Genomic DNA, 12,055 nt, shown 5'->3' with positions numbered 1-12,055 from the left:
ACCCCAAGCCGCCAGAACGCCAGAAAGCACGCCAGGACTTCCAGCTCTGCCTATCTGATGCCAACGATTGTGCGGAAAAGCCCCTGCGCCAAAGCGCCGATAAAGCCCATGATCCGGCGCCAATTCACCCTTCGAACACCCTCTTCGCCCACTCTTTCGGCCATAAAAAAACCCCAGGCAGATGCCTGGGGTTTGGAGAATTCCGGCCGCTTCCTGCTTGGGAAGGCAGCCGGACTCGTACTACGATCAGCGCAGCAGGGCCAGAACGCCCTGGGGCAGCTGGTTGGCCTGGGCCACCATCGCCGTGCCGGCTTGCTGCAGGATCTGCGAGCGGCTCAGGTTGGCGGTTTCCGAAGCGAAGTCGGCATCCATGATGCGGCTACGGGCCGAAGCGGTGTTCTCGGAAGCCACTTGCAGGTTCGAGACCACGGCCTCGAAGCGGTTCTGCGTGGCACCCAGCACGGCGCGCTCGGAGTTGACCGTGTCCAGGGCCGTGTCCAGGTTGCTGATCACGGTGGCCAGGGCGGTAGCGTCCAGAGCCGTGGTGGCGTTGGAGCCGATCGAGGCGCTGGTGATGGCCGTGATGTCGGTGTTCGTGCCCAGGTTGCTCGTGGTGACCGTGATCGAGTCGTTGGCCGAGGTGTTGGCGCCGACCTGGAAGTTGATGGCGCCGGAGTCGGTGCTCAGGATCTTCTTGCCGTTGAAATCAGCGCCCTTGATCACGCGGTCGATTTCCTTGCCCAGCTCGACGAATTCCTTGTTCAGCGAAACCTGGTCCTTGGCGCCGTTGGTGCCGTTACGGGCCTGCACAGCCAGTTCACGCATACGCTGCAGAGCGTCGGTCACCTTGGACAGGGCGCCTTCAGCGGTCTGCGCCATCGACACGCCATCGTTGGCGTTGCGCACTGCCACGTTCATGCCGCGGACCTGGGCATTCATGCGTTCTGCGATGGCCAGGCCAGCGGCGTCATCCTTGGCGCTGTTGACGCGCAGGCCGGAGGACAGGCGCTGCATGGTGGTGGACAGCGAGCTTTGCGAAGTAGCCAGGTTGCGCTGGGCGTTCAGCGATTGCACGTTGGTGTTGATAGACATGGCCATGGTGACAACTCCTAGTAAAGTCAGTTACGTCGCCGCCACGGTGCCCTCGCTTATCGCAAGGCGGGCGGCGGCGGCCCAATCCGACCATCGGCCGCTTTCACATCGAATTACGCGGCTTTTGGTGGGCTCAGGACTTTTTGTCCCTCTGCTGAGTTGGTTTTCGGAGCTGCCCCGGCGAACTTTAGGGGGACTTCACAAGATTTTTTGCACCGCGCGGCATGGCCCATCCGCGCGGTGCCTGATTCGCTGTTACAAAACGGGGGCCACAGGAGCAGCCAGACCCAGATCCTCATAGGAGACACGCAGATCCACAGGCTCCTGTCCCTGGCACCAGCGGGCCCAGGCCTGGCGCATCCCCATCGCCACCGAGCGCGCCACGATATCCGCCTGTTGCGGCTCCAGGTCCTGCAGGCGTGCGCGCAGCCCCTGGCGTATCTGCTGCAGCTGCGGCAAATGTGCCTGCCAGTACGCAGCCTGGTCCAGCAGTTGCGCCAGGTCCCGTGCTGCAAAGCCTTGGTCCAAGCCCACACGAGCCATCACTTCGGCCGACTGCCGCCCCGCCAGCAGCTCCCCCATCAGCGTCAGCGTGGGCACGCCCATCCACAGTGCGTGGTTGGTGACCACTCCGCCCGTAAAAGGCAAGGTATCCAGGCAGATGTCTATGTCATGGTGGGCCTGCAGATAGTGCTCGAACCCCATCTGCTCCACAAAATCGACGCGCTGCGCGGCCACGCCCTCTTGGGCCAGCCAGTCGCGCAGGTGCTGCGGAGGACCGGAACGGGGACAGGCCGCGATCTTCAGCCGCGCAGTGGGCAGGGCGCGCAGCACCTCACCCCAGACAGAAACCACCTGGCGGTTGATCTTGGACAGGCGGTTGAAGGAGCCAAACGTCAAATGCCCGTTGCGCAGCGCCGGCAGTGGCGCCACGGCCTCCTGGTGGATGCCTCCGTCGAAGACGTAGGCCAGCGGAACACGCATCAGCCGCTCCGTCAGCTGGGTCTTGAGCAGTTCATCTTCCAGGATCAGGTCGCTGAGCACAATGTAGTCCATGCTCTCCAGGCCCGTGCTGCCGGGGTTGCCTATCCAAGTCATCTGCAGCGGCGCAGGCTTGGCGGCAAACAGATCCAGCCGGTGCCCGCGCGTGTGGCCGCTCAGATCGATCAGGATATCGATGCCGTCGGCCCGCACCAGGTTCGACAGCGACTGCACATTCATATCCCGGATACCGCGCCACAGCTGGAACAGGCCCTGGAACTCCTTGGTGACTTCGTCGTGGATCTCGTTGTTGCAATAGGCAACGCACACCAGGTCGCCATGCCGGGACAGCTCGCGCATCACCGGCAGGAAGAACTTGGCGGCCGCATGGGCGCGAAGATCGCCGGACACAAAGCCCAGGCGCAATGTCTTGCCGGGGTCGCGGGCATTGTCATGCCCGGTCCCTTGCTGCCCCGCGGAGTGGCACCGCATGAGCGCGCCATATTCGCGGTTGGCCCGGCCCACCGAGGCTGCACTGGCCTCAGGAGAATGGATCATGGCGAACAGGCGCGCGCTGTAGGCGGGCTCGTAGTCCGGGTGCAGCCTCACCAGTTCATCCAGCTGTTGCATGTGGCGCGCGGCGTCACCGCAGCGGTCCCAGTAGGCGGCACGCTGGAACATCAGCTCCCGGTCACCGGGCAAGCGCTCCAGCGCGGCCGTCAGCGCCTGGTCGAGCCGGGGCAGATCACGGGTTTCAAGCAGCACGTGGCAACGGATTATCTGCGCGCGAGCGCTATCAGGCTGAATGCGCAGCGCTTCTTCAAGCAGTTCCAACGCTTGATCCCACTTCTTCTGGGCGAACAGCGTGAAGGCCGTTTCGCAGAGAAGCACCGCATTGTCGGGACGCAATTGCAGCGCCTTGCGCAAGCAGGTTTCGGCTTCTCCCAGTCGGCCGCCGGCACACAGCAGCAACGCCAGATGCAGCAGCAGTTCCAGGCTGCCGGGATCGAGCTGCAGCGCCATGCGATAAGCCGTTTCCGCCTGCAGCTCCCAGCCAGCCTCGCCCAGCACATGGGCGCTGGCCAGGCACAAGCGCAGGTCCTCGGGCCGCTGCTGCATGAGCAGCACCAGGAACTGCGCACATTCCTGCAGCCGTCCGGTCTTCTGCAGCGCAGCGGTCAGCCGGGACAGCGTGTCCACATCCTCGGGATCGAGCAGCAGCGCGTTCACATAGCAGGGCAGGCTGTCTTCGGTACGGTCCTGGGCACAAAGTGCATCGCCCAGATGCGAGAAAGCCTGGGTCCAATGCGGCCGCAGCGCCAAAGCCGCGCGCATCGCACGCTCGGCCTCGGCCGCGTGGCCTGCCTGCAGGCAGATACCACCCAGGTTGAACTGCACCTCGGCATCGCGCGGCAGCAGAACGGCTGCCTGGCGCGCTGACTGCAGGGCCGCCTCGATGCGGCCGTTCGCATGATCGGCTGCCGCCTTGAGCTTCCAGACCAAGCCGCTCCTGGGGTACTCGCGAACCAGCGACCCCGCCAGCTGACTGACCTCGGCATGCTCGCGCTGGGCGAACAGCTGCATCAGCAGCCGCAGCTGCGCATCGGGCACCCGGCCCCGGCCATCGCCGGCAGCAGGCGCCATCTCCGGCTCAGCCGGCCCCAGCGGCCAACGCGCGGCCTGCTCCTCCAGAAACGCTGCGGCCTGGGCGCCCTGCACCAGAGCCACATCCTTTTCCAGCTGCTCCAGCGCAATCTCCTGCATGCCGTTGGCCCGTGCCACGTCGATCAGCGAGATGGCCATGTCCAGCAGGCCCTCGCGGATCAGCATGTGGATGTACAGGCGCCAGTAGCCAAAATCCGCAGGCCGCACGCCGATGGCCGCCTCCAGATAGGGCAGCGCCTCTGCGCTGCGCAGCTGGTGCAGACCCAGCAGCTGGGCCATGCCGTGCAGGGCTTCGGCATGGGCAGGCTCCTGCTCCAGCACCTTTTCATAGGCTTGGCGGGCCTGCTCGAACTGCCACTGGTCGTGCAACTGGCGGGCCTGCTGCAAATGCTCGTTCGTATTCATCTTGGTCATCAAGGTTGCGGGCAAGCGCCCCACCACAGGCCCGGCCTCCAAGCCGACACCCGCACAAATGCCGCCATCGTGCAGGCAAGCCGGCAAACACGGCCCCTGGATAAGCGGGAGCAAACCGCATTTCTTCCACTTTTATCAAGTGGCCCGGTCACCGCCTGCTACAAAACAGGAAGCACCCCAGGGAGCCATATGCCATCATCCCCCGGGGTCCGCCAGGACAGCATCGCCCCACGCAGCATCGGAACAGGACTCGCTTTTGCCCACAGTTCCAGCCTTCCGGCGCAGAGGCGCTCTGCGAAAATTCATCGAAGCGTTTGCCCTCATAGGCAGGCGCCCAGCCTATTTTTCAGGAACCCATCCCATGCCCTCCATTGACCAATTCATCGAAAGCTTTCTGACCGCCGTGGACTTCCAGGAGGCCGTGGAAGTGACGCCCGAGACCGAGCTCAAGAGCCTGCCCGAGTGGGACTCGCTGGCGGCGCTGGGCGTGATCGTCATGTTCGATGTCGAGTTCGGCAAGACCATCACCGGCGACGACATCAAGAACTGCGTTACCGTCAACGACCTCTACAAGCTCCTGGGCTGAACACCATGGCGCTGTCCACCCTGCACAACGTCCGCTTTGCGGGCATGGCCAGTTGCGTTCCCAAGCGGATCATCTCCAACCTGGAGGACTGTCCCCCTTCGCAGCGCACCGAGCGCGAGCGGCTGGTTCGCAACATCGGCATCCAGACCCGCCGCATCTGCCCGGAATGGCAATGCTTCTCGGACCTGGCCTTTGTGGCTGCGGAGAAGCTGCTGGAAGAACTGCAGTGGCAGCGCGAAGAGATCGATGCGCTGATCGTCGTCACGCAATCGCCCGACTATCCCATTCCCGCCACGGCCATCATTCTTCAGGATCGCCTGGGCCTGTCGCACGGCACCATCGCCTTTGATGTGAATCTCGGCTGCTCAGGCTACCCCTTCGGTCTGCACCTGCTGGGGAGCATGATCTCGGCAGGCGGCGTGAAGAAAGGCCTGTTGCTGGTGGGCGACCGGTCTGCGACCGTCAAGGACCCCCTTTTCTCGGACGCGGGCACGGCCACGGCGCTGGAATTCGATGCCAGCGCCGCCCCGATGCACTTCGACCTCAACAGCGACGGCAGCGGCTACAAGGCCATCATGCTGCCGGCTGGCGGCCACCGCGAGCCCTATGGCGTGCAGCATCTGATTCCCACCCGCGACGAGCATGGCTATCTGCGCACGCCGGCAGACCTGATCCTCGACGGACCGGCCGTTCTGAGCTTTTCCACCCAGCGCGTGCCACCAGCCGTGGAGCGCCTGCTGGAATACTCCCAGGTGGCCAAGGACGATATCGACTACTTCGTCTTCCATCAGGCCAACCGGATGATCAACGAGACCATCCGCAAGAAGCTGGGCCTGCCTGTCGAGAAGGTGCCCTCCACGCTGCACGACCTGGGCAACACCAGCGGAGCGTCCCTGCCCGTCACCATGACCGCACGGCTCAACGCGCAACTGCAGGGGCAGCGCAACAGGCTGCTGCTCGGTGGCTTCGGCATAGGCCTTTCCTGGGGCACGGCCATCGTGGATATAGACCAGGCCCGCTTCCCCGCACTGATCGAAGCATGACAGGCTTCGTCGACCCCTTCTCTCTGGAAGGAAGGCACATACTCGTGACAGGTGCCAGCTCCGGCATCGGTCGCGAGATCGCCCTGCAATGCGCCCACATGGGCGCCCAGGTGTCCATCACGGCGCGCAATTCCGAGCGCCTGCAGTACACCCTGGCCCAGTTGGGCGAAAAGGGCCAGGATGGACTGGTCGCCGACTTGGCCAGCGAATCCGATCTGGATCGACTGGTGCAGGCCGTGCAACCGCTGCATGGACTGGTCCATGCAGCGGGCATATCCCAATTGGTGCCGTTCCGAATGGCACGGGCCAAACACCTGAACGACACATTCAACAGCAATACGCTGGCCCCCCTGCTGCTGACGCAAAAACTGGTGGCAGGGCGAAAGTTGCTGCCGCAGGCATCCATCGTCTTCATCGCCGCCGTGGCCTCGCATGCGGGGCCTGTTGCGAGTGCCGCCTATGCGGCCAGCAAGTCCGCGCTGCTCGGAGCCTCCCGCTCCATCGCAGAGGATCTCTCCAAACACGGCATCCGCGTCAACTGCATCGCCCCCGGCTATGTGCAGACGCCCATGCTGGAGGCCCTGGGCCAGGGCGGCGCCAATCTGCACGAGCGTACCCAATGGGCGCCCCTTGGCCTGGGCCAGCCTGAGGATATTGCCCACGCAACCACATTCCATCTCAGCGATGCCAGCCGTTCAATCAACCGCGGGTATTTCATGGTGGACGGGGGCATCTCCATTTCCATGGGCCTCTAACTGCATAACATGAACTCTGCCCATGCTCCTGCGCTGCCCCGTAGCGCCTCGCACCCCTTCTCCCTGGACGGCAAGGCCATACTCGTGGTCGGCGCCGATACGCCCACGGGCCGGCAGGCGGCCGACACGCTCGCCCGCAGGGGGGCGCAGGTGATCGAGCAGTCGGCGTTCACCCCTGTGAAGACGGCGCTCGACGGATTTCTGTACTGCACAGCCTCGGCGCAGGCACCGATGGGCCTGGCAGACATCACGGAAAACCTCCTGCAGCAGTTCATCGCCAGCCGCCTTGCGGCGCCCGTTCTTGCGATCCGCCAGCTGATGGAAGACGGACTGCTGCGTGAAGGGGCCTCCATCGTCCTGGAGAAGATCAGCTTCGCCAACGCTGGGGATCACCGCTTCGTGAGCTTGGAAGGTGGCCTGGGCTCCCTGACTGCCAGCCTGGCGCTGGAATGCGCTGCGCGCGGCATCCGCGTCAACGCCATCACCACCAAGGCCTTTGCAGAGGCGCATGACAGGGAGGACTTCGCCCATGCGGCCGTCTATCTGCTGTCCCCTGCGAGCCGCTGGGTCACCGGCAGCGACCTGGTCATCACCGGGCAGGCCACCAGATAAGACGATTGAATGAACGAAGAACGCATGAAGAAAGTTTGGATCATCGGCGCCGGCGGTTGGGGACGCGAGGTCGTCTTCCTTGTCCGGGGCCAGCCGGCCTCCGACCGGCAGTGGGTACTGCAAGGCTTCCTCGACAGCCGGCCCCACATGCTGGACAACTATGACAATCAGGGCCTCGCCATTCATGGCGACCCGCTGGCACACAGGCCGCAGGACGATGAACTATTCGTCTGTGCCCAGGGCTCTGCCGCCATGCGTCAGAAATATGCCGAGACCCTGCTTGCCAAAGGCGCGCAGTTCATCAGCATCATTCCACCGGGCACCTATGTCCCGGACAGCGTGCGCATAGATACAGGGTGCATTTTCTCGCCCAATGTGCAAATCAGCCCCGATGCCCATATCGGCCCCTTCACCAACATCCATTCGCTCACCGTGCTGGGCCATGACGTGCAGACCGGCAGCTATTGCCAGATCGGCGCCATGGCGTTCCTGGGCGGCGGCGTGCAACTGGGCGACCTGGTCACCGTCCATCCCCATGCCACCATCCTGCCGGGCATACGCATAGGCGACGGGGCAAGCGTCGGAGCCGGCGCAGTCGTAGTCAAGGATGTTCCAGCGGGCGCCACCGTCTTCGGCAATCCCGCACGCGTGATCTTCCACGCGCCATCCGGACAGGAGTGAACCGATGCGTTCACGGATGCACCCAAGCTACTACCTGTCTGCCGACATCTTCGAACGCGAACAGCAAAAGCTCTTTCGCAAGCTCTGGTTGTTCGCGGGCCTCAAGACCCTGCTGCCGGAAAACAACTGCTTCATCACGCGCAAGATCGCCGGCATTCCCGTCGTCATCCAGAATTTCCAGGGTGAGTTGCACGCCTTCGAGAACGTGTGCCTGCACCGCAGTGCCCCCTTGCAGTCGGAGCCCGTGGGCCGTCGGCCATTGGTGTGCCAATACCATGCTTGGAAATACGACGCCGCAGGACAGGTCAGCAATATTCCCCATTGCGATGCGCTCTACCAGTTCAGCGAACCGCAGAAAAAATCCCTGAAGCTGCGTGAATTCGCCTTGCGCGCGGTCGGCAACCTGCTGTTCGTCAATCTGAGCGATGACCCGCTGCCACTGGAGGAGCAGTTCTCGGCGCAGTTCCTGGCCTCGCTGGAAAGCAGCTCCAGTGCCTATGACAGCGAAGTCATGGTGACGACTTGGCAATGCCGCTTCAACTGGAAGCTGGTCCAGGAAAATCTACGCGACAACAACCATGTCGCTTTCCTGCACCCACGCACGCTGGCCCCGTTCGTGAGCTTTCTGCCAGTGGTCGATCCGGCCTGCGCCGCAGAAACGCAAGAACCCCTGACCGATATCAGCACGGCGGGCCTGCGCCAGGAGATGCGTTATTTCAGCTATGGGGGCCCGGAAGGAACACCATCCGAATACCAGTCCTTAGGCTGGCACGCCAATGTCGAGCGCTGGCGGCCCAATACGGAATCCGCAGATGCTCAGGTCGTGGATGGAAGAGTGCACAACCAGCCAGTGGTTGGCGAATGCCAACAGGATGCCTATTTCAACTGGCTGGCCTTCCCGAACTTGCACATCGCCAGCGGCAACGGCGGTAACTCCTTCGTCATCGAACACTACATTCCAGTTGCCCCGGACCGCACCGACGTGGATATCTATCGTTTCACGGCACGCAAAAAGCGGCCCAACCCAGCGTCAACCCAAATACTTTTGTCCGAGATGCATCACAGCAGGCTGATTCTCGGCGAGGACTTCGGCATGCTGGAGAAAGTGCAATCCATCTTGCATTCGCAAGCCCCCGTGCCAACACAAGGCATCTACGAAACAACCAATCGGCTCATCGAACGCTGGTACACCACCTTGCTGGAGACGGAACATGGCCTGTAGGTGGATCATCGGCGCCGGCGCTGCCTTGGAAAGGGCGCATGAATCCTGGTGCCGCTCCTTTCCAGATTCAAAAATCGAAAAGATTCCCCTCGTCCAGAATGCACAGTATGAATTCGATCTTGAACCACTGAATGCCATAAGCCCCGGCGAGGGTTCAGCCTTCGTGGCGTTCGACGAGCGTTTCGGCAACTTCAAGCGTGTGGAACTGATGCAGGCTGCCATGGAGCGAGGCTTCAAGCTGGCCTCCTTCGTCAGCCCCCGCGCCATGGTGGCCGGCGGCGTGCGCATCGGCCCCAACGCTTTCGTGGGCGATGGCGCCATCGTCGGCCATGGCTGCCGCATCGACTACAACTGCTTCCTGCTGCCAGGTGTGTGCCTGGGAAGCGACGTGCACTTGCGTGCTTCCTGCTGGCTGGAGTCCGCCGTCGTCGTCGGTGATGGCGCACAGATAGGCGCGCACAGCATCCTGCGCAGCGGTGCCCTGGTGGCCGCTGGCGTGCAGGTAGGCCGCGGCTGTGAACTGGGCTGGCCCCGGCGCTATGACAAGGACATCGCAGCCAAGACGGTGTATGACCCGCGCTATGACGCCCCCATCCATGTCTACGGGTAAAGCCCCCGAATTCCATCGTCTCCCAGCACGCGCCAAATGAGCTTTTCACGCACAGTCTGCATTCCCGACCTTCTAAGCCCCCACCGCGCCGCCGCCGACGGCTTTTTCGATCTTGTGCGAGAGCCCATACGTCAGGGATGTGGCATGGACATAGGCCACGCACCCTGGAGCCGCAAACCGCATCAGTTGCTGGCAGGGTTCGATCTGCACAGGTACGAGACACTGCTGCAACAGATTGCACCGTCTGCGGCAGACTCGCTATGGAGCGCCACCTACCACCATCTGCCTGAAGCCGCAGCCCACTATCTTCTCGATCATGTGCCGCCTGGGGCCCTGGTACTCAGTGCCCAGCTGTCGCCGGGGCTGCGCAAGGCCTGTGAGCACCGGGGAGTGGCCTTTCTCGATTTGCGCATTTCCCCATTGCGTTTTGGACGAGATCTCTACGTCGCGCTGGACACATCGCATGACGTATTGCGTGAGCGCATCCGGTCCCATGCCGTCAGCGACGAAGAACTGCGCCTGGAAGCTTCGCTGCTGGGCGCCAACCTGCGTGCGCACCGGTCGCGGCTCAATGAATCGGCGCGGCATTTCTACTCACTGGATGGAGCGATGGTCTATGCTTGGCAACCGCATTGGGACAAAGCCCTGCTGGCTGCCGACGGCCATGTGCTGCATGCACGCGAGTTCGCCGGGCGCCTGCGTGGCATTCTGGGCGACCGGCGACTGTTGTTCCTGGCGGACTATGGCGATGCCTACGTCGCCCAATTGGCGGAACAGGAGCGCAATGCGCTGTCCCTGCTGCTGGAAAGACCGGTTGCGCCCTGCATGCAGAACAGCTATCAGATCCTCAGTGCACCCGATGACGTGGAATTGACAGGCATCAACGCACCCTTGCTGCAGGAAGCTGCCTGGTTCGACAAGCCCGTCCATGTGCTCGCTGACGCGTCTACGCCGCTTGCACCGGCCCATGTGCCCGGACACGCAGGCTATCTCCAGGTGCATTTCTCCGAAATCCTCGCACCGGAATTCTGGCATCGGCTGCTGGCGCCCCAGGCCCAGCCACCGAAGATTGCGCGGCTTCCCGCAGTGGACCGCCACCAAGGGAGGCAGTTGCTGGACGATTGGGGCGACTATGAAAAAGTGCTGCACTGGGAACGCCATCTGCCCTGGCAAGCTTTCGAGCGCTCCGGCGGCACCGTCCTGCGCCGACGCATCGATTCGCTGGAAAAACAGGCGTTGTCCAACAGCCGCTCCTCACCTGCGGTGGCATCCCGTGCGCGTGCCGATGATGACATGCGCAGCCGCATTCAGGCTCTCAAGGACACCAAGCAGGGACAGACCGCCTATGTTCTCGGCAACGGGCCTTCGCTCAAGGAACTGGATATCGCCAAGCTGATGCAGCACGACACCTTCTGGTGCAATCGGGCGTTTGAACTGGAAAAACAAGGCATTGCATTCAAGCCTACATACTATTTTCTATGGGACCAAATCTATCTCCACAAAGATGCAGACAAGGTCATAGGCATTGACGCAAAGATAAAGTTCTTTGGACCAGAAGCCTATAACTATGCAAACAGGGTCTATCCTGATGCCTGTAAGACACAGGATATCTTGATGCTGACATCGGCAAGTCAAACCCATGGTAACTTCATGTATGACAGTGAAGCCAATTTTTCTGAGGATGTATCTTTATTGGTTTATGACGGAGGATCAGTCCTGTTAAGTGCTATTCAAATGGCTTTTCACATGGGATATTCTCGCGTATTAGTGGGCGGCGTTGACCTAGATTACTCCAAACCTTATTTCTACGGAAGCATGCATGTCCATTCACATACAAATGTAGAGCTTATAGCCGACACAATGCGCAAGTCATTTCCAGTTGCCCGAAGGTATTTCGAAAAACAGGGACGTACTCTCTGCAAAATCACGCGATCACCCCACCTGCCTCTCGATTACTTAGATACCCCGGATTTTTATTCAAACGAAAACACCGAAATGTAACTGCATAAAGCCCACCTTATACCAAGAATAACAAAAGATTTATAGCGCATTCGAAAAAATCTTTGCAACAAATTATCAGCAAGAAGACAATAAATAAAAATCGAGTAACTGACGTAACACAGCAATATTAAACTACTTATGTTTCTCCAAATCACCAAAATGATTCTCTCAGCAGCAACCAGCCGTCGCAGCCTGCTGCCGTCTGGACTCCCTACGAGCATGCGTTCTCATCAAATTTCTACCGACTCTTGAAGCATGCAAAGGCAGCAGGCAGTTGTACAAACACGGTTTTCAGGTCCGTACGTGCCACGTAGTTGTTACACGCCCGAATGACTGAATAGACAAAAACGTTATCCCCTTCTTCATGGCCAAAGCCGTTTTGCAAGATCTGAT

Annotated in this window: 10 protein-coding genes; 8 read left to right on the top strand and 2 right to left on the bottom strand. The window is 61.5% G+C overall.

The window, feature by feature from the left end:
• Positions 1–246: 246 nt before the first annotated feature.
• Together IB269_RS27085 and IB269_RS27080 are read right to left on the bottom strand one after the other, a co-directional pair.
• On the bottom strand, positions 247–1,098 hold the full coding sequence (locus tag IB269_RS27085) for a flagellin domain-containing protein (RefSeq protein WP_065346521.1): 852 nt from the start codon (positions 1,096–1,098) through the stop codon (positions 247–249).
• Between the two features lie 249 nt (positions 1,099–1,347).
• Positions 1,348–4,152 (bottom strand): tetratricopeptide repeat protein, encoded by a 2,805-nt coding sequence (locus IB269_RS27080; RefSeq protein ID WP_192368772.1) that lies wholly within the window; start codon positions 4,150–4,152, stop codon positions 1,348–1,350.
• 361 nt (positions 4,153–4,513) lie between these two features.
• Between IB269_RS27080 and IB269_RS27075 the strand changes: the two genes are divergently transcribed.
• From IB269_RS27075 to IB269_RS27040, 8 genes are all read left to right on the top strand, one after another.
• Positions 4,514–4,738 (top strand): acyl carrier protein, encoded by a 225-nt coding sequence (locus tag IB269_RS27075; protein ID WP_097204381.1) that lies wholly within the window; start codon positions 4,514–4,516, stop codon positions 4,736–4,738.
• A 5-nt stretch (positions 4,739–4,743) separates the two neighbouring features.
• Positions 4,744–5,781 carry a ketoacyl-ACP synthase III gene (locus IB269_RS27070; RefSeq protein WP_192368771.1) on the top strand — a complete coding sequence of 346 codons (1,038 nt, stop codon included), beginning with the start codon at positions 4,744–4,746 and terminating at the stop codon, positions 5,779–5,781.
• Positions 5,782–5,825: 44 nt separating this feature from the next.
• Positions 5,826–6,536 carry an SDR family NAD(P)-dependent oxidoreductase gene (locus IB269_RS27065; protein WP_230357288.1) on the top strand — a complete coding sequence of 237 codons (711 nt, stop codon included), beginning with the start codon at positions 5,826–5,828 and terminating at the stop codon, positions 6,534–6,536.
• Between the two features lie 9 nt (positions 6,537–6,545).
• Positions 6,546–7,148 carry an SDR family oxidoreductase gene (locus IB269_RS27060; protein ID WP_097204388.1) on the top strand — a complete coding sequence of 201 codons (603 nt, stop codon included), beginning with the start codon at positions 6,546–6,548 and terminating at the stop codon, positions 7,146–7,148.
• 24 nt (positions 7,149–7,172) lie between these two features.
• The gene (locus tag IB269_RS27055; RefSeq protein WP_192368769.1) at positions 7,173–7,829 is read left to right on the top strand and encodes an acetyltransferase; all 657 of its coding nucleotides are present in this window, start codon (positions 7,173–7,175) and stop codon (positions 7,827–7,829) included.
• A gap of 4 nt (positions 7,830–7,833) precedes the next feature.
• Complete coding sequence (locus tag IB269_RS27050) at positions 7,834–9,051, top strand: Rieske 2Fe-2S domain-containing protein (protein WP_097204394.1); 1,218 nt, start codon at positions 7,834–7,836, stop codon at positions 9,049–9,051.
• 163 nt (positions 9,052–9,214) lie between these two features.
• Positions 9,215–9,661, top strand: coding sequence for a UDP-3-O-(3-hydroxymyristoyl)glucosamine N-acyltransferase (locus IB269_RS29165; RefSeq protein ID WP_318652185.1), 447 nt, complete (start codon positions 9,215–9,217; stop codon positions 9,659–9,661).
• Positions 9,662–9,697: 36 nt separating this feature from the next.
• Positions 9,698–11,662, top strand: coding sequence for a 6-hydroxymethylpterin diphosphokinase MptE-like protein (locus IB269_RS27040; protein WP_192368767.1), 1,965 nt, complete (start codon positions 9,698–9,700; stop codon positions 11,660–11,662).
• Positions 11,663–12,055 lie beyond the last annotated feature (393 nt).

This window comes from Delftia sp. DLF01, from assembly GCF_014852125.1.
Taxonomy (GTDB): Bacteria; Pseudomonadota; Gammaproteobacteria; order Burkholderiales; family Burkholderiaceae_C; genus Comamonas; species Comamonas acidovorans.
This window is presented reverse-complemented; position numbering and strand designations above follow the sequence as displayed.